Source organism: Mesorhizobium sp. WSM3862 (assembly GCF_002294985.1).
In the GTDB taxonomy this organism is placed as follows: Bacteria; Pseudomonadota; Alphaproteobacteria; order Rhizobiales; family Rhizobiaceae; genus Mesorhizobium.
In genome coordinates this window covers 184,147-205,035 of record NZ_NSGE01000001.1, presented here as the reverse complement: position 1 = coordinate 205,035, position 20,889 = coordinate 184,147, and the positions used below count along the sequence as shown (strand labels likewise).

The following is a 20,889-nucleotide window of genomic DNA, read 5'->3' as shown; positions in this document are numbered from 1 at the left end:
GCCACCGCATTTTAGGAGGTGCGTGCCAGATTGGGCCAAGGCCTAATGTTGCACTGCGAAACACACCTTTCAATGCCAATCTTCTTGGGCCAGTTCGCTCCTAATCGATTTGATCCGCAACGCGCGCTAGGCTCTCCTCACGGCCAAGTACGGCGAGCACGTCGAACACGCCGGGCGAGGTGCTGCGGCCGGTGAGCGCGGCTCTCAGCGGTTGAGCCACGGCGCCGAGCTTATGGCCGCCTGCCTGCGCAAAATCGCGAATAGCGGCTTCCGCGGTTGCGGCGCTCCATTGGCTGGAGATCGCGGCGAGCGCGGCATGGGCGCCGCGCAAAATGGCGCGGGCGTCGCTGCCAAGCAACCCCGCAGCCTTTTCGTCGAGCCGCAAGGGCCGCTCGGCGAACAGGAAGCCGGCTCCATCGACAAGCTCGACCAACGTCTTTGCCCGCTCCTTGAGGCCCGGCATGGCGGCAAGCAGCTGTGCCTTGCGCCTCTCGTCGAGTTTGGCCGCGAGCGCCGGGCCACCCTCGAGATAGGGCAGGGTGGCTACGAGAATACCAAACAGCGCCTTGTCGTCCATCTTGCGCATATGGACGCCGTTCAGCGCCTCGAGCTTGGCGAAGTCGAACCGGGCGGCGCCCTTGTTGACGTCGCCGATGTCGAACCAGGAGATCATATCCTTGATCGACATCACCTCGTCGTCGCCGTGGCTCCAGCCGAGCCTGGCCAGATAGTTGAGCAGGGCCTCCGGCAGATAGCCCATGGCGCGATAAGCCTCGACGCCGAGCGCGCCGTGGCGCTTCGACAGCTTGGCGCCGTCGGCACCATGGATCAGCGGGATGTGCGACATCGACGGCACGGTCCAGCCCATGGCGTTGTAGATTACGGTCTGGCGCGCGGCGTTGGTCAGGTGATCGTCGCCGCGGATGATGTGGGTGACGCCCATATCGTGATCGTCGACGACGACGGCATGCATGTAGGTCGGGTTGCCGTCCGAGCGCAGGATGATGAAGTCGTCGAGGTCCTTGTTCGGGAATCGCACCTCGCCCTGCACGCGGTCGTGCACGACGGTCTCTCCTTCGGTCGGCGCCTTGATGCGGATGGCGCCCTTGACGCCGGGAGGGGCCTCGGAGGGCTCGCGGTCGCGCCACTGGCCATTGTAGCGCGGCGGCAGCCCCTTGGCCCGCGCCGCCTCGCGCATCGCCTCCAGCTCGGCAGGCGTCTCATAGCTGAAATAGGCCTTGCCCAGCCGTACGAGCTCCTCTGCCACCTCACGGTGGCGCGGCGCGCGCTCGAACTGCGACACGGCCTCGCCGTCCCATGAGAGGCCGAGCCAGGTCAGCCCGTCCAGGATAGCGGCCGTCGCCGCTTCGGTGGAGCGCTCGCGGTCGGTGTCCTCGATGCGCAGCAGCATCGTGCCGCCCGTGTGCCTGGCGTAGAGCCAGTTGAACAGCGCCGTGCGCGCGCCGCCGATGTGCAAATAGCCGGTGGGCGAGGGGGCAAAGCGGGTGACGACCTTGTCGGACATGGAACTCTCGGAAGAAGCACTGAAGCGGGCATGTTTGCGCGGACTTTCGCGCGGTGGGCGTTCATGTAGCATAGGAGGTCTGGGGCGCAAGGGGCAGACCCGATGGCTGGACGTGGCCGGGGTGCGGAGGAGGGCGAGGAGACGACGGCTGGCGTGAGCGAGCGCCTGCTGTTTGCCGCCACCGTGCCTGCCGAGGCTGTACCGGTTTTGGTTCCAGTGCCGCGTCCGGCCGCCGAAATTTTGCCGCCGGACGGCGATGCTTCGCTACAAGCTCGTCCGCCGGCAGCCATCGACTTAATCCGCAGGCGGTTCCGCCGTGCCTCGTTTTCCGCGTTTCGCCGGGGTGTGGCCGAGGCAGCCTCCACCGAGCTCGACCGCGGCATCGGCTTCCTGCTGGTGCCGGTGTTCCTGGCCGCCGGCGTGATACTCTATTATTCCTTGAGCGCCGAGCCGGATCTTTACCGACCGCTGGCGGCGGTGGCGCTGATGGCTCTATGCGCGGCCGTTTCGCGTCCCTGGCTGAAGACACACCTGGTCTTTATGGCGGCTTTGTTTTGCGCGCTGGGCTTCATCGCCGCGAAGGTCGAGACCTGGCGCGCCGCAACACCGATGCTCGGCTCCGAAATCCAGACGCGGCTGACAGGCCGCGTCGCCGTCGCCGAGGAAATGGCCAATGGCCGCGTCAGGCTGACCATCGATCTCGTCTCGACAGCGCATCCAAAGCTGCGCTACGCGCCGGATCGCGTCAGGCTCTCGGCACGCAGGATCCCGGCCGGCATGAAGGCCGGATCGCTGGTTACGGGTTACGCACGGCTCCTGCCGCCGACCGGGCCGGTCCGTCCCGAAAGCTATGATTTTTCCTTCGACAGCTATTTTTCCGGCATCGGCGGCAGCGGATTTTTCCTCGGCGACCCGAAAGTCATTTCGCCAACGGACCCGATCGCTCAGACGAGCATCGCCTCAGCCATCGAGAACGCGCGCGAAAAACGCACGCCGACGATCAGTGCGGCGGCAATCTCGCCTTCGGGTCCACCGACGGTGCTTCTGATGTGATCGGCAATGCAGACCCGCGAAGCTTCCCGACCTGCCTGCGACTTTGCAGACCTCATCGTCATCAACGACGCCACGGCCTACAATCCCTGCCGCGATCCACGTATCCTCGTCGTCACCAAGCGGCAGCTCGCGCGCGACGGCAGTGCCGCCGTCTTCTTCGATCCGCAATCGGCGACGGCGCGAGCATCCATTCAATACGCCGTCGAAAAACCGTACCGCCCTTGGCACGAACAGCGGCGCTACTCGCGTGAGGCGAGGGGGTTAGCGCCTTACAAGAAGCCCGAGAAGCCGGAAGCCAAGCCGCAGCCCCCTCAGTAGCGGCGGATGAGCCCCACGAGCTTGCCTTGAACCTTGACGCGATCGGGACCAAAGATGCGGGTCTCATAGGCCGGATTGGCAGCCTCGAGCGCGATGGAGGCGCCCTTGCGGCGGAAGCGCTTCAGCGTCGCCTCCTCGTCGTCGACCAGCGCCACGACGATCTCCCCGGGGCTCGCAGTGCTGGCGTTGCGGATGATGACCGTATCACCATCGAAGATGCCGGCCTCGATCATCGAGTCGCCTTTGACCTCGAGCGCGTAGTGCTCGCCGCCCGCGATCATGTCCGGCGGCACTGTGATCGAATGCGTCTGGTGCTGGATGGCGTCGATCGGCACGCCGGCGGCAATGCGACCCATCACCGGGATGGAGACGGCTGAAACGGCGTCGTCGTCATTGCTGGGCGTCGGCGTGCGGGCGGGCGCCGCGGGTTTGATCTGGCGGCCGAGATTGCCTTGGCCACCCTGGATGACGCTCGGCGAGAATTTCTTCGCCGCATTGAGGCCGGGCGCGATCGAGTCAGGCAGGCGCAACACTTCGAGGGCACGCGCCCGGTTCGGCAGCCGGCGAATGAAACCGCGCTCCTCCAGCGCCGTGATCAGGCGGTGGATGCCCGATTTCGAGGCAAGGTCGAGCGCTTCCTTCATCTCGTCGAAAGACGGCGGAATGCCACTTTCCTTGAGCCGTTCATGGATGAACATCAGCAGTTCATGTTGTTTGCGCGTCAGCATGGCGGCCCCCATGGGTTCTGAAACCAGAATCGAAAAACAAACCCAGAACAAACACTATCTGTTCCAGTTGTGTTCCGCAACCCTTTAAAGTTTAGTGAATGTGTTGACGTTTTGTTCAGCGTAACATCAGAACGCTGCACTCCTCGCCGGCTTCAGCCGCCGGTGCGAAGGGTGGGCGCACGATCAGGCCATTGGCATCGGCGAGCAACCTCAACATCGAGGAATCCTGGATGCCGAACGGTGTTGCGATCAACGCCCCCGCATCTTCGCGGACCACGGCGCGCACATAGTCCTGCCTGAGATCGTTGGCGTGCATTGCGACGCCTAACCGGGCCGTGCGGATTTCCTGCCGGCAGGACCGGCCGCCCAGCCGCGCCAGAAGCGGCTTCAGGAACAGCTGCGAGCAGACCAGGCTTGCGACCGGATTGCCGGGCAGGCCGATGCAGCGAATGTCGCCGAGCCGGCCAAACATCAGCGGCTTGCCGGGACGCATGGCGATCTTCCAGAAGTCGAGCTGCATGCCTTCGCCGGTCAGCACGTCATGGATCAAGTCGTGGTCGCCGACGGAGGCGCCGCCAAGCGTGACGATGACGTCGGCGCCGGCCTTGACCGCCTTCTTGACCAGGGCCGCAATCGCGTCCTTGCGGTCGGCGGCGATGCCGAGGTCGAGCGCGCGCGCGCCGACCGACTGGGCCGTAGCTGTGACGCCATAGGCATTCGACGAGATGATCTGGTCGGGGCCGAGCGCCCTGCCCGGCGGCAGCAATTCGTCGCCGGTGGCGATGATGGCGAGCAGCGGCTGCCGCACCACGTTGAGACTCGGATGGTTGGCCGATGCCGCCAGCGAAAGCGCCGCCGGATCGAGCTGGCGGCCTTTTTCGAGGAGCAGGTCGCCCTCGCAGAAGTCGAGGCCGCGGCGACGGACGTTTCGTCCCTCCACGGTCGGCTCGGTCACTTCGATGCCGCCGCCGCCGAGATCGCGGACATTCTCCTGGATAACGATGGTATCGGCGCCTTCGGGGAGCGGCGCGCCGGTGAAGATGCGCACGGCCTCGCCCTTGCCGACAGAGCCGGTGAAGCCACGCCCGGCGGGGGCCATGCCGATCACGGAGAGCCGGGCCGGCGCCGAGGCTACGTCGGCGGCCCTTACGGCGTAGCCGTCCATCGCCGACGCATTGAAGGGCGGCTGGGTGCGCAGAGCCACCACGGGGTCGGCCAGCACCCGGCCGGACGCGTCGGCCAGCGGCACGCTTTCGCCTGGCAGCGCGGTCGCGCCGTCCAACAGGCGTTGGAGCGCCTCGGCGACCGGAAGCAAAGCCATGCTAAGGACCTACCTTGTAGTCGCCCGACTTGCCGCCGGTTTTCTCGACCAGCCTGATGCCGGAAATCGCCATGCCGCGGTCCGCTGCCTTGGCCATGTCGTAGATGGTGAGGCAGGCGACCGACGCCGCGGTCAGCGCCTCCATTTCCACCCCGGTCTTGCCGGTAACCCTGGCAAGCGCGCTGACCCTCAGGCCGGGAAGCGCGTGGTCGGGCTCGATCTCGACGGACACCTTGGTGAGAAGGAGGGGATGGCAAAGCGGGATGAGCTCATGCGTCTTCTTGGCCGCCATGATGCCGGCGATGCGCGCCGTGCCCAGCACGTCGCCTTTCTTGGCGTCGCCGGCCAGGATCATCTCCAGCGTTTCCGGCTGCATGGTGACATACCCTTCGGCGATGGCCGTGCGCGTTGTCTCGGCCTTGCCGCCGACATCGACCATGTTGGCTTCGCCCTTGGCGCCGAGATGCGTAAGCGCGGGCATCGTCAAACGGCCTCGGCCGGCGCCTTGCCCGTCAGCAGAAGGGCGGTCGCGGCGGCCACGTCGGCCTGCCGCATCAGGCTTTCGCCGACGAGGAAGGTGCCGATCTTGCTCTTTTCCAGCCGCCGGCAGTCCTGATGGGTGAAGATGCCGCTCTCGCTGACCAGCAGCCGGTCGTCCGGGACCATGGCGGCAAGCCGCTCGGAAACGTCGAGGCTGGTTTCGAAGGTTCTCAAATCGCGGTTGTTGATGCCGATCAGCCGCGACGAGAGGCGAAGCGCGCGTTCCATCTCCTGTTCGTCATGCACCTCGACCAGCGCGTCCATGCCGAGATCGAAGGCCGTGGCTTCCAATTCACTGGCCAAGGCGTCGTCGACGCTCGCCATGATGATGAGGATCGCGTCCGCGCCCCAGGCGCGGGCTTCATGAACCTGATACGGGTCGAAGAGGAAATCCTTGCGCAGGGCGGGCAGGCTAACGGCGGCGCGCGCCGCGGTCAGAAAGCCGGGCGCGCCCTGGAAGGACGGTGCGTCGGTCAGCACCGAAAGACAGGCAGCACCGCCTTGCTGGTAGGCCCTGGCGAGCGCCGGCGGGTCGAAGTCGGCGCGGATCAAGCCCCTGGAAGGGCTGGCCTTCTTGATCTCCGCAATCAGCGCGAAGCCGCCGGCCTTCCGCTTGGCCTCAAGCGCCGCAAGGAAGCTGCGCGGGGGTTCCGCATCCTTGGCCTTCGCCTTGACCTCGGCAAGCGGCGCGCTGAGCTTCGCGGCGGCGATCTCATCGCGCTTGTAGGCTTCGATCTTGCGCAGGATATCGGACAAAATTCTAACCGTTCGAAATCTCGATGAGCTTGTCGAGCACCGCCAGCGCCCGGCCGCTGTCGATGGCCTGCGCTGCTGCCTCGATGCCATCGCCGAGCGTCGTTGCCTTGCCGGCCACCACCAGCCCGGCGCCGGCATTCATCAGCACGGTATCGCGATAAGCGCCGGCAGCGCCGCCCAGCATATCGCGCAATGCCCTGGCGTTGTAGGCCGCTTCGCCGCCGCGCAGGTCTTCCTTGTTATGCCGCTTCAGTCCGACCGCTTCCGGAGTGAGGGTAAACGTGCGGATCTCGCCGCCGGCGAGCTCTGCGACCTGCGTCTCGCCCGTGGTGGTGATCTCGTCATAACCGTCGCCGTGCACGATCCAGGCATGATCGGTACCCAGCGCCTTCAGCGTCTCAGCCACCGGCATGATCCATTCGGGCAGGAAGACGCCAACCATCTGCCGGCCGACGCCGGCTGGATTCGACAGCGGGCCGAGCAGGTTGAAGATAGTGCGCGTGCCGAGCTCGCCCCGGACAGGACCGACATGCTTCATCGCCGGATGATGCGCTGGCGCGAACATGAAGCCGACGCCGGCTTCCTGGATGCAGCGGCCGATCGTCTCCGGTGCGATGTCGACTTTGACGCCTAGCGCCATCAGCACATCCGCCGCGCCGGTCAGCGAGGACAGGCCGCGATTGCCGTGCTTGGCCACCGGGACACCCGCGGCGGCGATGACGAATGCCGATCCGGTCGAAATGTTGACCGAATGCGAATTGTCGCCGCCGGTGCCGACGATGTCGATGGCGCCGCGCGGGGCTTCGACGCAGAGCATCTTGGCGCGCATCGTGGCGACTGCGCCGGAGATCTCGCTCACGGCCTCGCCGCGCACGCGCAGCGCCATCAGGAAGCCACCGATCTGCCCCGGCGTCGCGTCGCCCGACATGATGATGTCGAAGGCCTCGCGCGCTTCCTCGAAGGAGAGCGCGGTGCCGGTCGCGACCTTGGCAATATATGTCTTAAGCGCGCTCATCGTGTCTGTGCTTGGGAAACGGCGGCCGGATCGATACGAACGTCATATTGCGACTGCAGCTGCGCCACCAACTGATCGAGCAGATCGTCGGATATGCCGGCGCTGAAAGATTTCTGCGCGTCTTCCGGGACAGAGCTGCCATCGGCACCGGCAGGTTCGAAGACTTCGGCAACCTTGAAAAGGATCTGACCGTCGCCGGTGGGCGAGGGGATCAGGCCCGTGCCGCTTTCGCCGACGCCGAACATGGCCGCCGCGCCCTCCTTGCCGAAATCGGCATCGTCGGCGTCGCGCTTCAGGCCGCGCTTGGTCTGCTTCTCGAGCTTAAGCTCGCCCGCGATCACGTCGAGCGTCGCACCGGCCTTGAGGCGCTTTTCCAACTCGCCGGCCTTGGCGGTGAGCCGCTTGTCGGTCTCGGCCGCGGTCCAGTCGGCCACCACATTCTGGCGAACCTCGTCCAGCGTGCGGTCGCGCGCCGGCGTGATCGACTGGACTTCATAGAAAACGAAGCCGTTGGCGGCAGTGGTCAGGCCTTCATTCTCGGTGTTCGGCTCGGCCTCGAAGACGGCCTTGATGAGGTCCGCCGATTGCGGCAAGTCGTTGACGATCGTGCCGTTCGGCCGCTGGCCGGTGCGGTCGATGGCGTCGATGGTGACGACCTTGAGCTTTAGCTTGTCGGCCGCCTGGGCAAGCGAGGCACCGGAAGCGCGGGTGTCCTCGTAGCTGTCGTGGACGTCGAGCAGGACGCGGCTTGCCTCGCCGAGCGCAAGATCCTTGCGGATCTGGTCGGACACTTCCGAAAGCGGCTTCACCACCTGCGGCTTGATTTCGGTGACGCGCAAGAGCACCGGGCCGAAGGCGCCCTGAACCACCGGGCTGACCTCGTTGACGTTGAGCGAGAAGGCTGCGTCGGCCACCGCCTTGTCGGCGATCTTGTCCTTTGCCAGCGTGCCGAGCACGGTGTCGGCCTGCGTCTTGCCCTCTGCGGTGACGATCTTGTCGAAGGTGGCGCCGGCCTTCAGGGAGTCAAATGCCGCCTTGGCCGCGTCCGGCGTCTTGAACACCAGCTGTTCGATGGTGCGCATTTCGGGCGTCGTATAGCGCGCCTTGTTCTTGTTGTAGTCGTCAGCGACCTGCTGATCGGTCACCGCCGTCGGGTCCATGATGTCCTGCGGCTCAAGCCGGATATAGGAGAATTTACGGTATTCCGGCGCCGCGTAGTTCTTCTTGTTGGCTTCGAAATAGGTTTTCAGCGCGCTGTCGGACGGCGCCTCGATCGGCTGGACGAGTGTCTTCGGCAGGACGAGATAGTCGATCGTGCGGTCCTCGCCGCGATAGAGCGCGACCGCCTTCAGGAAGGTCTGCGGCGCCTTGAGGCCGTCGGAAATCGCCTCGACGATCTGCTGGCGGACCGCCACCTGCGAGCGGTTCTTCAGATAGTCCTCGGGCCGCATCCCGATCTGGCTCAGCAAATATTCGAAGGTCCTGCGGTCGAACTGGCCGCCTGGACCCTTGAAGGCCGGATCCTCGCGCGTCAGCTCGGCCAGCCGGTCCTTGGAAAGGCCAAGCCCGAGCTTGCGGGCCTGCTCGTCGAGAACGGCGCCGGAGACGAGCTGCGCCAGAACCTGGTTGTCGAGGCCGAGCAGCTTAGCCTGTTCATGCGTGATGCGCTGGCCATATTGCTGCGACAGCAGGTTGATCTGGCGATCGTAGGCGAGGCGGTATTCGTTGATCGAAACCGTGGTGCCGCCGGCGGTAATCACCGAATGATGGCCAGCCAAGCTTCCCGACAGGCGCCCGGAAATACCCCAGACGGCAAAGCTCACCACCAGCAAGGACAGCAAAGCTTTCGCGACCCAGGTGCCCGCCGCGCTTCTCAAAATACCAAGCATGCCCACTTCCGATCTTTGCGCATTTTCGCATGCGCCGACTCTGAAACAAGCGCAATAGCGTCCTTCCGGCCCACTGTCGATTGCTTTGTGGCCCGATTTTGGTACTGAGGGCGCTGCCTTATGTTGCCTGGAGAACTCGACGCCATGACCCCTGGAATCCGTCCGCTCGTTGCCGGCAACTGGAAAATGAACGGCACCAGCGCCTCGCTCAACGAGTTGAGGATGATCGGCAACGGCTTCATGAGCGGCCTCGATGCGGAGACGGAAGCCCTGGTCTGCGTTCCGGCCACCTTGCTTCACCAGGCCGCAGAGATCCTTTCGCGCACACCGGTTCGCGCCGGCGGCGAGGATTGCCACCCCAAGGAGAGCGGCGCCTATACGGGTGAGATTTCGGCCGAGATGCTGAAGGATGCCGGCGCAAGCCATGTCATCGTCGGCCACTCCGAGCGGCGCGAGCAATGCGGCGACGATGATGCGATCGTCAACGCTAAGGCTTCGGCCGCCTGGCGGGCAGGGCTGGTGGCCATCATCTGCATCGGCGAGACGCGCGCCGAGCGTGAAGCCGGCGCGACGCTCGATGTCCTGTCGCGCCAGCTCGACGGTTCGGTGCCGGCGAGCGCCACCGCCGCCAACACCATCATCGCATACGAGCCCGTCTGGGCCATCGGCACCGGCCTGACGCCGACCGCCGCCGACGTCGCCGAGGCGCATGCCCATATCCGTGGCAAGCTGACGGCGCTGCTCGGCGATGCCGGGGCCAGGATGCGCATTCTCTATGGCGGTTCGGTGAAGCCGTCCAATGCGGTGGAGCTGCTTGGCGTCGAGAATGTCGATGGTGCGCTGGTCGGCGGCGCAAGCCTGAAGGCGGCCGACTTCCTCGCCATTGCCGAAGCCTACATGCACATGTCATAGCCGCAGGCGGTGGCCCGCGGCGGCAGGGGCGCGGCCCAAATCGTTGCAATGGCCTGATTGCTCCCCATATTCCCGGCCACGGGCTTGGAAATGCCGCCAAAGCATTGTAAGGAGCCGCCTCCAAATCACCGGTCGTATGCGCGGCCGCGCTAGGCCTCGCCAGGATAAATTATGGAAACGGTACTGATCGTCGTTCATCTTATGGTCGTGCTCGCCCTTGTCGGGGTGGTGCTGCTGCAGCGCTCCGAAGGCGGCGGACTCGGCATTGGCGGCGGTTCCGGTTTCATGACGGCGCGGGGCGCAGCCAACGCGCTTACCCGCGCGACTGCGATCCTGGCCGCGGCTTTCTTCGTGACTTCGCTCGCGCTCTCCATCCTTGCCCGCTACGGCGAGAAGCCGATCGACATCCTCGACAGGGCACCGGCTTCGACCTCGGGCAATGCCGGCAAGGGCGTGCTCAACCAATTGCCGGGCGCCACCGGTCCGGTGGGCAGCTCGCAGCCGGCGGCGCCGGCTACCGGCACCGCGCCGCCCGCCCCGTCGGGCGGCGCGACGACCACCACGCCGCTGTCGAATGGCGGCACCACCACGGCTCCGGCCACTGCTCCCGCAACACCGGCGCCCGCGAATCCGACCACGCCGCCGGCCGCGAACGGCGTTACATTGCCGGTCACCCCGCAGGTTCCGAACCAGTAGCCGGACAAGCATTGCCGCCGCGATCTGTTGTTCTTTGAACACAGTCGCGGCAAATGCCGCTCGATCACGAAGATTCAACCAAATGTAACACGTCGCTCAGCTTGAGAGTGCGCTGGCTAATCGATTATAGATTGCGCGCGGCACTTTCGGCGTCCTTGGGGGGCGCCGGGCGACGCCGTTGGGCAACTAGCATAGAAAATCGGATCTTCGCCATGCAGCTTCGCAGCTTCATCCTTTTGGGATTCTGTGCCGTATTCGGCATGGGATCCGCGGCCTTTGCCTCACCGGCAAATCTGGCCGCTTCGCCGTCGGTAGAGAAGACCGACGCAATCCCCGTCGCCGCCAAGAGCGACGCATCGCAGCTGAGGCTTCTCAAGAAGAAGAAAAACCCGACTCCGGACGACCTCGCGCAGATCGAAAAGCTCGAGGCCAAGATCGCTGCCGACAAGGAAGCGGCCAAGCAGAAGGCGCTCGAAGCCCGCAAGCTGGCGATGCGCGAGGCGGCCAAGGCCAAGGCGGATGCGGCGCGTCAGGAATGGCTCTCCAAGAAGGGTTCGGCCGCGCCGGCCGAAGTGGCCGATGCGAAGCCCGGGAAGAAGACCGTCAAGATCATCGAACCGATCATGCCCGTGGCGCCGATCGCCTCGCTCCAGGCCGAGGAGCCCATCCCGGCCGACGCGATGAACATCACGGCCACCGGCAACAACGGTGAGTTGCGCAGCGAACAGCCCGGCCAGAAGCGGGCGAGCAGCGGCGGGCTGTTCGCCGGCCTGTTCGGGGGGTCCTCGGTGACCTCAATCAACTATCTGCCGGAGACCCGCGCGCTTGATTCGGCGCTCGCCAAGAAGGATGCCAAGAGGCCGTTCAAGGTGAAGCCGGAGTTCGTGCCGCAGGACGTTGCCTTCACCGGCTATGAGCCCGGGACGATCGTCATCGACACGACTGCTCGCCGTCTCTACCTCGTCGAATCGTTTTCCACCGCGCGCCGCTACGCCATCGCAGTCGGCCGTGAAGGCCTTCAGTTCAAGGGGACGGTGGCCGTCGGCGACAAGCAGGAATGGCCGCGCTGGATCCCGACGCTCGACATGCAGAAGCGCGAGCCGAAGCACTATGGCCAGTACAAGGACGGCATGCCCGGCGGCGGCGAAAACCCGCTCGGCGCGCGCGCCATCTACCTCTATGACGGCAAGAAGGACACGCATCTGCGCATCCACGGCACCATTGCACCGCAGTCGATCGGAACCAGCGCTTCCAACGGCTGCTTCCGCATGATCAACGAGCACGTCATGGATCTCTACAGCCGCGTCAAGATCGGCACCAAGGTCGTTATTATCTAACGCGTTGAAGCAAACTGCCGAAAGGGCCGGCACCACCGGCCCTTTTTCTTTGATCAAAGCGCGTCGCGTTGAAAGACGCAGGTGCCGCGCTTTCGAGTTTCTGTTCTGATGCCTGCCGTTCTCCCAAACCACTGCACAGTTTTGGGCGGCATGCTTCAGAGAAATGCCCATCCGGACACGAGCGCCATTTGGGAAAAAGCCTTCGCGGCGGTTTTTTCTCTGGCGGAATCAATCAGGCCGCGTTAAGCGATGACTCCCATGGCGCGATATGTATTCATCACAGGCGGCGTGGTTTCCTCACTCGGAAAAGGCATCGCTGCAGCAGCTCTTGGGGCTCTTCTGCAGGCGCGTGGCTATCGCGCGCGGATCAAGAAGCTCGATCCCTACCTCAATGTCGATCCCGGAACGATGTCGCCGTATCAGCATGGCGAAGTGTTCGTGACGGACGACGGCGCCGAGACCGATCTGGATCTCGGCCATTACGAGCGTTTCACCGGCCGCTCGGCCAACCAGCAGGACAACATCACCACCGGCCGCATCTACAAGAACATCATCGAGCGCGAGCGGCGCGGCGACTATCTCGGCGCGACCGTGCAGGTGATCCCGCACGTCACCGACGAGATCAAGCATTTCGTCCTCGAGGGCAATGACGATTACGACTTTGTGCTGTGCGAGATCGGCGGCACTGTCGGCGACATCGAGGCGATGCCGTTCCTGGAGGCGATTCGCCAGCTCGGCAACGACCTGCCGCGCAACAACGCGGTCTATGTGCATCTCACCCTGATGCCGTACATCCCTACCGCCGGCGAATTGAAGACCAAGCCGACGCAGCATTCTGTCAAGGAATTGCGCGGCATCGGTATCGCGCCTGACATCCTTCTGGTGCGCGCCGACCGGCCGATCCCCAAGGAAGAGCGCCGCAAGCTTTCGCTGTTCTGCAATGTGCGCGAGAGCGCCGTCATCCAGGCGCTCGACGTGCCGCACATCTACGACGTGCCGATGGCGTATCACAAGGAAGGGCTGGATTCCGAGGTGCTCGCCGCCTTCGGCATCGATCCGGCGCCGAAGCCGCGCATGGAGCCCTGGCAGGCGCTCTCCAGCCGCATCCACAATCCGGAAGGCGAGGTGACGATTGCCGTCGTCGGCAAATACACCGGCCTCAAGGACGCCTACAAATCGCTGATCGAGGCGCTGTCGCATGGCGGGCTTGCCAACCGCGTCAAGGTCAAGCTCGACTGGATCGAGAGCGAGATCTTCGAGAAGGAAGACCCGACGCCGTGGCTGGAGAAGGTGCACGGCATCCTCGTTCCCGGCGGTTTCGGCGAGCGCGGATCCGAGGGCAAGATCCTGGCCGCGAAGTTCGCGCGCGAGCGCAAGGTGCCTTACTTCGGCATTTGCTTCGGCATGCAGATGGCCTGCATCGAGGCTGCGCGGTCGCTCGCCGGCGTCGAGCATGCCTCTTCCACCGAATTCGGCCCGACCGAGGAGCCGGTGGTCGGCCTGATGACGGAATGGCTGAAGGGCAACATGCTGGAGAAGCGCAGGGCTACCGGCGATCTCGGCGGCACCATGCGCCTCGGCGCTTATCAAGCCGACCTCGCCAAGGGGTCGAAGATCGCCGAGATCTACGGCGACACGCAGATCTCCGAGCGCCACCGGCACCGCTACGAGGTGAACATCGACTACAAGCAGCGGCTTGAGGATTGCGGCCTGGTCTTTGCCGGCATGTCGCCAGACGGGGTGCTGCCGGAGACGGTGGAATATCCCGACCATCCCTGGTTCATCGGCGTGCAGTACCACCCTGAACTGAAGAGCCGCCCGCTCGAGCCGCACCCGCTGTTTGCAAGCTTCATCGAAGCGGCGGTGGAGCAGTCGCGGCTGGTCTGAACGATCGGCCGGCGACCATGCGAACTTACGTCGCGCTGCTCTACAGCATCATCCTGGGCGAGGGGCGGCGCGTTGTCATGTCCGAGCTCAAGGCGATGGCCGAAGCCATCGGGCTGAAAAACGTCCGCACGCTGGTCGCCACGGGTAATCTGGTCTTCGAGGCGCGGACGGCCAGCGTTTCCGGTCTCGAACGGCGGCTGGAAAAGGCCTTCGAAGAGACTTTCGGCCGCCATGTCGATATCATCGTGCGCGGCTCAGAAGACTGGCTGAAGCTTGCTGCCGCCAATCCGTTCCCGGACGAATCGGCAAAAGCCGGCGATCAGGTCGCGGTGCGGGTGATGCGCCGGCCGGCGCCTGAAGAAGCCGCAGCGGCTCTTACAGCCTATGCCGCCGCGGACGAGAAGGTGCTGTCGGTCGACGGCGATATTTGGGTCGTCTTTTCGCGCGAGCGGCCAAGCTCGCGGCTGCTCGCCGCAGCAAACCACAAGCGCATGGGGATCGGCACATCGCGCAACTGGAACACGGTGCGCAGACTGTCCGAGATGGTCGGTTGAAATAAGGGTGGCTTTCGCCGCCCCGACTACTCAAGTCCCAACCCTCCGCGCCGGAGCAGGGCGAATCCGATTCCTCGATCGTTCACCGAAATCTGAGGCAGGCGACCGTTCCGATGAAAGGCCGCTGAGAAACACCTTCACGCAATCTGGAGATGATTCTCCTTTCGAGAAGCTGGCGCAAAACGGGAGATTTGATAAGGTTTGCTCAAGTCTACATGTCAGGGGGCATCGTGAGTTTGTGAGCAAGTCTCAGCCAGGCTTACAAGTGCCTAGCCGCAAAGCATTGCCTGAGCTGCTCGCGCTCGTGCAGCCGACGATCGTTATTCTTGCGATTCTTGCTGCCTGGGCCCTGACCGTCGGGCCAACGCAGGCTCAGACGATCTCCGATCAAATTGGTTCGGTGGTGTCAGATCAGAACGAAATCATCCGGCGCTACTCGGCCCCGCGAAAGCCCGGCACGATCGATCTTTCGGTTTCCGATGCCCGCAAGGAAACCCCGCCCGCCGCGGCTCGAAAAATAAAGTTCATATTGCGATCGGTAACCGTTCGAGGCGCCGTCACGGTCCCAAATGAAACACTTCGAGCTGCCTGGGCCGGGGATCTGAACAAAAGGATCAGCCTCGCAGAAGTCTACGCGATCGCGGAGAGGATCGACGCCATCTACCAGCGGGAAGGATATTTCTCGTGGGCGGTCGTGCCCAAGCAGGACGTCTCTTCCGGTAACGTGGTCATCATTCTGTATGAATCCTACGTGCGAAAGGTCACCATCAAGAGTGCCGTGCCCAACGTCGAGGAACGTCTGCGGCCCTATATCGATCGCATCGTCGCCATGCGTCCGATCCGCATCAAGGAAGCCGAGCGCGTACTGCTGTTGATGAGCGACCTTGCCGGCCTGACGATTGAAGGCGTCTTCACGCGTCCCGAAACGCCCTCGGCGGGCGGGGATCTGAAGTTGGACATCAGCTTCAACCGTGCCAGCGCAACAGGGATATTCGATAATTTTGGCAGCGACGCGGTCGGTCCGTACCAGCTGACCGGCACCGGTACCTTAAACGATGCGCTGAGGCTGTTTGAGGCGACGAAAATCGTGGGGGTCACCATTCCCGCCAGCCCGGACGAGCTCAAATTCGTCCTCGGCTCGCAGGATGTTCCGGTATGGTATGACGGATTGCACGTGGGCTACAGCCTCGGCCATGTATCTTCCGAACCCGGCGGCGATCTCGGGCCTCTCGAACTCGATGTTCAGTCGACCTTCGGGATAGTCTATGCCAACTACCCCTTCCTGCGGACAATCGGTCATAGTCTTTTTGGCCGGATTGAGCTGAACTTCAAAGACAACTCGCTGGACGCTAGCGGGCAAAGGGCGACGGACGAAGACCTGCGATGGCTGGCAACGTCCCTGAACTATATCGGCGAGCTGGACAAGGGCGCCATTTCGTTGACCGGCACTTTCGGCCAAGGTCTCGACGCCCTTGGCGCGAGCGACAGCAGCAACCCCCATGCGCCGCGTGAAGGCGTTCCCGACGACTATCGGTTTTTCCGCGCCGATCTCGACCTGCGCAAGGAGATCGTCTCGCTCACCACCATTCGTCTTCGCGTCGCTGCCCAGTATGCGCCCACGGCGCTTCCATCGGCGGCGCAACTCGTGCTCGGCGGCGATCCCTATGGCCTGGCCTTCGACGGCTCGGCGGCGTCCGGCGACAGCGGGATAGCCTCCGCGCTGGAACTGGGGCGAAACATCCAACTCCCGGAATCTTCACCCTTCTCGAATATGAACGTGTTTGCCTTCGTCGACTATGGCGCGATCTGGAACCACGACACGGGCGTGGATTACACCGAGGCAGAACTGGGCTCGGCCGGGGTAGGGGTGGCAGCTTCTTTCGGACAACACCTCAATGCAAGGGCGATAGTCGCAATACCGTTCCAAGACAGCCAAGAGCTGGCCGATACCGGCACGCGATTCCTGTTCCAACTCATCGGTTCATATTATAGCGATGCCGGGAAAGCCGAAACAGACTTCCACCGTGCTTCAGGAGATGGAGCGGCTCACAACGGGTGAGCCGCCGCAAAATTGTCGAGCCGTCTCGGCTCTCATCCGGCATTCAGTGGGGGTTGGGCGGCGTATACGGCTGGCCAAGAGCCTCTGAAACCGCAACAAATACACGCGTTGCAGGCGAAGAGCAGACCGTGTCGCGTGGATCGTCGGTCAGCGTCGGCTCCGCCTTGCAATCGCCGGAAGCAATGTCGCTGTTGGTCTGGACCACGGCGGCTATGTCCGCACCTGCCTTGTAAAACAAGGTCGTGTTGTAGCCTGGCAGTTCGCCCGTATGGCCCACCCAGCCGCCGATGCAACCGACGCCGATCCCGTAGCCGGCCGCGCCCGGGAAGGTCAGCCGCTCCTTCTGCGCAGCTGCCCCCAGCAAGCCGTTCCCGGTGCCCAGTGCCCGAGCATAAACCAGCAAATCGTCGATATTGGAAATCAGTTCCCCTGCAGTCCATCCCCAGGATGGGTTCCAGTTCGTCGCGTTGCTTGGTGCATCCGGCTTGGCAAAATCCCCCTGCAGGGTAAAGCCCTGAGCATAGGGCACCGGCAAATCCACCGAGTCGCCCGGCCAGGACGTATTCTTGAGCTTCAGCGGATCAAAGATCTGCTCCTTGAAAACCTCGCCGATGGTCTTTCCAGTAACCTGCTCCATGACCATGCCGAGCAGGATCGTGTTGGTGTTCGAATAGTTGAACGAGGCTCCGGGCTCGAAGAGAGGCGATTCTGCCACGCCGATGGCTACCAGCTCCTTGGGCGTGAAGATCGTTTGAGGCTTGGAGAACAAGACATCTTGGAATTTTGCACTTTGGGTATAGCTCGCAATGCCGCTGGTCATATCGGCGAGCTGGCGGAGCGTGATCCGATCGCCATTGGGGATGCCGGGCACGTATTTCTGGATCTTGTCGTCAAGCGACAGCTTCCCAGCTTCGGCCAACTGCATGATCGCTGTGCCGGTGAATGTCTTGGTAACTGAACCTATGCGCGTGTGCATCCCCACAGCCATGGGTGTGCCGGCGGAAGGGTCGGCCTTGCCATACGCCGCCTTCCATGTTCCGGAAGGTGTCACCACGCCGACGATGACACCTGGTGCCGCCGTCTTGGGCAGCGCGGATCGAACCGCAGCGTCAAGCTTCGCGCTGAGCTCCGAGGGCAGCGGCGTTGCCTTCGCCGGAACCGACCCATCGGCAATCACTTTTTCGATGTTCGCAACGCATCGCGCGCTATCGGTTGCGAATGCGTTTTGGGAGGAAAAAGCAAACAGGGCGACGGAACCGATGCAGCGGACGATCAGACGAAACCCATTCTCTTCCATTGCCATTCTCCACATTTAGAAAAAGGTCGGACGAACATCATGGTGAGCAGTTAAGGATCGAAAAGTCGGGCGCAGGGCGTTTTGGAGCTCTTGGCGGGGAAGCGCACAGCGCCGGCGTTGGTTGGCGAGCGCAAGTTCGTCTAAACAAACATTCTCAACCCGGACGGGAACTCGCCTCTCCAACTTGCGCCCTCCGCATAAGCTACGTTCCGAGGCAAAGATACGATAAGATGAGGTCCGGAGCCAAGGTGTATCGCTGGGCGTGGAGCGCTTTGGCAGAACTCGCCTAGCTAAGCACGGCGTTAGTGCCAGCAAATGGTGCTCGGCGGCTTGGAGAATGGCGATGTTCGACTTCGAATATCTTGGTCAGAAACGACAAGCGGGAATTCTTGCGAAAGTATCGGAGACTTCCACCTTTCCGGTGACACGAAGGCACGTGCTCGCAAGCTCAACCCTGCCGTTTCTCGTCGCTTTTGCCGGTGTTCGGCGGGCGGCCGGCGGATCGCAGGATCCGGTGTTTCAATTGACCAAAAGCCAGGTTCCTGATCGAAGGGTCGCGCTCCTTCAATGCGTGCTCGAGGACAAAGGGTTTTACTCTTCCGATGTTGATGGATTGTTTGGCCCGCAAACAGAGAGCGCCACGAAGGCCTTCCAGGCGGCGCATGGGATAACCGCTGACGGTGTCGTGAGCATTCGGACCGGCAAAGCGCTGGGGTTGCCGTTTTGGGACACGAACATCATGCGCCGTCTGGATCCGCCTTTTCGTGACGATGCGAAATATGCGCAAGGCACTCAATTCGACTTCAGAAGCCTGGCCGGCCTTGGCAACTTCTTCAGCGGCCAACCGGACGTCGACTACGACTCGTCAAATACGCTTACTCGAAGAGCTCTCCGAACCAACAATCCGGGTGCCATCAACATTTCCAATTGGCAGAGAGACAGCATGAACGGATATATGGGATGCACGTTGCCGGATCGTCATGGAAATCAAACTGCCATATATGAGGCCCCGGAGTACGGAGTAGGCGCTTGGGGATTCCTGCTACGAAAAATATACTTTAATGGCAGCAAGGATAAGGTCACCGTCGGCGCCATTGTCGACAAGTATCGAGGTAAGAATTCTCGCGATCCTTATATCGATGGCTATAAGAGATACTCGGCCGGAAAATTTTCTGAGGACTACGAGGTCGACCTATATAACAACGCGATTTTGGCAAGGTTGGCTATCGCTTCTTACTCTCACGAATTCGGTTCCTGGTATCCTCTCACGGACGACCAGCTTATGGCGGGCTTTGCTGTTACGGACGGCTATATAGACGCGACAGGCAAGGACGTGGTCGTCGTGTCTCCTGAAGAAATGGATCCTACCATCTACATCATTGAGCCCGAGCTCGAACTGCCCTGACGCAACTTTTTCGAGCGCAAGGACCCCGCATTGGCTGGCCCGAGATGGTGGGCAAGTGAGACGAAGCAAATGGGGCGGCTTTCGCCGCCCCGACTGTGTTAAGCCTTGGCCATGCGTGCGCCGGCGCCGAGCGCCATTGTGCGCAGCACATAGTAGACGGCGCCCGCGATCGCGACCCCGAAGAACCAGCCATAGACGCCCCACCAGGACGGCAGCCAGTTGGTGAAGTTGGGCAGGATCGAGGAGAAGATCGCGCCGATGCCGGCGGCGATGAAGGCGTTGACGTGCCAGCCGCCCTGGAAGCGGAACTCGCCATCTTCGCGGTAGAGCGCGTTGACGTCGACCTCGCCCTTACGGATCAGATAATAGTCGACCATCATCACGCCGAAGATCGGCCCCATCGTCGCGCCGATGATGTTGACGAAGGAGGCAGCGCTGCCTTCCCACGGCGCAAACGGATAGAGCACCAGCGCGATCAGCGCCGCGATATAGCCGCCCTTCTTGAAGTCGATCTGACGCGGGAAGACGTTGGAGAAGTCGAAGGCCGGCGAGACGAAGTTCGCCACGACGTTGATGCCCAGGGTCGCCACCGCGAAGGTCAGCGCGGCAAGGGCCGCCAGGAACCAGCTGTCGAATTTGGCCGAGATCTGGTCGGGGTGGAGCAGCACCTCGTGATAGACGTCGTAGGCGGCGATCGTGGTGATGCCGGCGACCAGCGAGAACAGGATCAGGTTGACCGGCAGGCCCCAGATGTTGCCCTTGCGCAGCGCCGCGTTGTTGGGCGCGTAGCGGGCGAAGTCGCAGAAGTTGAGGTAGAGCGCCGAAAAGTAGGTTACCCAGATTGCCGCCACCGCGAACAGCGCGGTCCACGAACCCGGCTCGCCTGGCACGCCGGCATCCTTGGTCCTGTCGAGCAGCACGTCCATCGGAATATCGCTGGTGAAGGCGAAGGTGCCCGACTTGACGCAGAGATAGATCGCCAGGATCAGCATCATCACCCAAACGGCGGGTCCGGCCCAGTCCTGGAACCGGCGCACCGTTTCCATACCCTTCTGGATGATCAAAAGCTGCAGCGCCCAGATGACGACGAAGCAGATCACCTCCAGCGTGGAATGGCCGAGCAGATGCGAGGTCTTGTTGAACTCGTCGAACCACTGCAGCCGCGTCAGCAGCGCCACGATTGCGCCCGACGCAGCGGCCGTCTGCGCGCCATACCAGAAGCAGGCGACGACGGCGCGCACCAGCGCCGGAATGTTGGCACCCCAGATGCCGAAGGAGGCGCGCGCAAGCACGGGGTAGGGAACGCCGGTCTTCACGCCGGCATAGCCGACAAGGTTCATCAGGAAGTAGATGATCAGCGAGCCGATGCCGATGGCGATGATGAAGTTGACGAAGCCGCCGCAGAACAGAAAAAGGCTCGCGGCGAGATAATAGCCCCAGAGGCTGTGGACGTCGGAAGTCCAGACGTTGAAGATTGAAAACGGCCCCCAGTTCCTGACTGTTGCCGGAGCCAGATCCTCGTTGTAGAGGTCCGGCGAAGCGCCTTGTATGGTCATTGCAACTGTCCCCTTTTGCAAAACGCGGCGTCCCCGCGTTA

The 20,889-nt window shown here is 63.1% G+C and carries 18 protein-coding genes; 9 read left to right on the top strand and 9 right to left on the bottom strand.

Annotated features, from left to right (window positions below):
* Positions 1 to 100 precede the first annotated feature (100 nt).
* The gene (gltX, locus tag CK224_RS01015) at positions 101 to 1,525 is read right to left on the bottom strand and encodes a glutamate--tRNA ligase (RefSeq protein ID WP_095780526.1); all 1,425 of its coding nucleotides are present in this window, start codon (positions 1,523 to 1,525) and stop codon (positions 101 to 103) included.
* Positions 1,526 to 1,627: 102 nt separating this feature from the next.
* Between gltX and CK224_RS01010 the strand changes: the two genes are divergently transcribed.
* Positions 1,628 to 2,578 (top strand): DUF4131 domain-containing protein, encoded by a 951-nt coding sequence (locus tag CK224_RS01010; RefSeq protein WP_176477826.1) that lies wholly within the window; start codon positions 1,628 to 1,630, stop codon positions 2,576 to 2,578.
* Between the two features lie 6 nt (positions 2,579 to 2,584).
* Positions 2,585 to 2,896 (top strand): hypothetical protein, encoded by a 312-nt coding sequence (locus CK224_RS31130; RefSeq protein WP_176477825.1) that lies wholly within the window; start codon positions 2,585 to 2,587, stop codon positions 2,894 to 2,896.
* Here the strand turns inward: CK224_RS31130 and lexA are convergent.
* From lexA to CK224_RS00980, 6 genes are all read right to left on the bottom strand, one after another.
* Positions 2,890 to 3,624: a transcriptional repressor LexA gene (gene lexA, locus CK224_RS01005; RefSeq protein WP_066992799.1), complete on the bottom strand. Its 735-nt coding sequence runs from the start codon at positions 3,622 to 3,624 to the stop codon at positions 2,890 to 2,892. The genes CK224_RS31130 and lexA overlap by 7 nt on opposite strands.
* Positions 3,625 to 3,739: 115 nt before the next feature.
* Entirely contained in the window at positions 3,740 to 4,945 is a 1,206-nt protein-coding gene (gene glp / locus CK224_RS01000; protein ID WP_095780525.1) for a gephyrin-like molybdotransferase Glp, read from the bottom strand.
* Between the two features lies 1 nt (position 4,946).
* A complete protein-coding gene (gene moaC, locus CK224_RS00995; protein WP_066992680.1) occupies positions 4,947 to 5,426 on the bottom strand; it encodes a cyclic pyranopterin monophosphate synthase MoaC in 480 nt (159 codons plus the stop codon).
* Between the two features lie 2 nt (positions 5,427 to 5,428).
* Complete coding sequence (trpC, locus tag CK224_RS00990) at positions 5,429 to 6,244, bottom strand: indole-3-glycerol phosphate synthase TrpC (protein ID WP_170950217.1); 816 nt, start codon at positions 6,242 to 6,244, stop codon at positions 5,429 to 5,431.
* Position 6,245: 1 nt separating this feature from the next.
* Complete coding sequence (gene trpD / locus CK224_RS00985; RefSeq protein WP_095780523.1) at positions 6,246 to 7,256, bottom strand: anthranilate phosphoribosyltransferase; 1,011 nt, start codon at positions 7,254 to 7,256, stop codon at positions 6,246 to 6,248.
* Positions 7,253 to 9,145 carry a SurA N-terminal domain-containing protein gene (locus CK224_RS00980; RefSeq protein ID WP_095780522.1) on the bottom strand — a complete coding sequence of 631 codons (1,893 nt, stop codon included), beginning with the start codon at positions 9,143 to 9,145 and terminating at the stop codon, positions 7,253 to 7,255. The genes trpD and CK224_RS00980 overlap by 4 nt, the downstream gene beginning before the upstream one ends.
* A gap of 144 nt (positions 9,146 to 9,289) precedes the next feature.
* Here CK224_RS00980 and tpiA point away from each other — a divergent pair, with 144 nt between their 5' ends.
* From tpiA to CK224_RS00950, 6 genes are all read left to right on the top strand, one after another.
* Positions 9,290 to 10,057, top strand: a complete 768-nt coding sequence (gene tpiA / locus CK224_RS00975; protein WP_095780521.1) for a triose-phosphate isomerase — start codon at positions 9,290 to 9,292, stop codon at positions 10,055 to 10,057.
* Positions 10,058 to 10,228: 171 nt separating this feature from the next.
* A complete protein-coding gene (gene secG / locus CK224_RS00970; RefSeq protein ID WP_066992690.1) occupies positions 10,229 to 10,753 on the top strand; it encodes a preprotein translocase subunit SecG in 525 nt (174 codons plus the stop codon).
* 212 nt (positions 10,754 to 10,965) lie between these two features.
* Positions 10,966 to 12,090, top strand: coding sequence for a L,D-transpeptidase (locus CK224_RS00965; protein ID WP_095777712.1), 1,125 nt, complete (start codon positions 10,966 to 10,968; stop codon positions 12,088 to 12,090).
* A 249-nt stretch (positions 12,091 to 12,339) separates the two neighbouring features.
* Complete coding sequence (locus CK224_RS00960; protein WP_082953678.1) at positions 12,340 to 13,977, top strand: CTP synthase; 1,638 nt, start codon at positions 12,340 to 12,342, stop codon at positions 13,975 to 13,977.
* A gap of 17 nt (positions 13,978 to 13,994) precedes the next feature.
* Positions 13,995 to 14,531: a DUF1697 domain-containing protein gene (locus CK224_RS00955; protein ID WP_095780520.1), complete on the top strand. Its 537-nt coding sequence runs from the start codon at positions 13,995 to 13,997 to the stop codon at positions 14,529 to 14,531.
* 283 nt (positions 14,532 to 14,814) lie between these two features.
* Complete coding sequence (locus CK224_RS00950) at positions 14,815 to 16,590, top strand: ShlB/FhaC/HecB family hemolysin secretion/activation protein (protein ID WP_095780519.1); 1,776 nt, start codon at positions 14,815 to 14,817, stop codon at positions 16,588 to 16,590.
* A 43-nt stretch (positions 16,591 to 16,633) separates the two neighbouring features.
* Here CK224_RS00950 and CK224_RS00945 read toward each other — a convergent pair whose 3' ends face one another.
* Positions 16,634 to 17,887 (bottom strand): serine hydrolase domain-containing protein, encoded by a 1,254-nt coding sequence (locus CK224_RS00945; protein WP_095780518.1) that lies wholly within the window; start codon positions 17,885 to 17,887, stop codon positions 16,634 to 16,636.
* Between the two features lie 343 nt (positions 17,888 to 18,230).
* Here CK224_RS00945 and CK224_RS00940 point away from each other — a divergent pair, with 343 nt between their 5' ends.
* Complete coding sequence (locus tag CK224_RS00940; protein WP_245425701.1) at positions 18,231 to 19,292, top strand: peptidoglycan-binding protein; 1,062 nt, start codon at positions 18,231 to 18,233, stop codon at positions 19,290 to 19,292.
* Positions 19,293 to 19,390: 98 nt separating this feature from the next.
* On the opposite strand, the gene CK224_RS00935 is transcribed toward CK224_RS00940, so the two are convergent.
* Positions 19,391 to 20,848, bottom strand: coding sequence for an NCS1 family nucleobase:cation symporter-1 (locus CK224_RS00935; protein ID WP_095780516.1), 1,458 nt, complete (start codon positions 20,846 to 20,848; stop codon positions 19,391 to 19,393).
* Positions 20,849 to 20,889 lie beyond the last annotated feature (41 nt).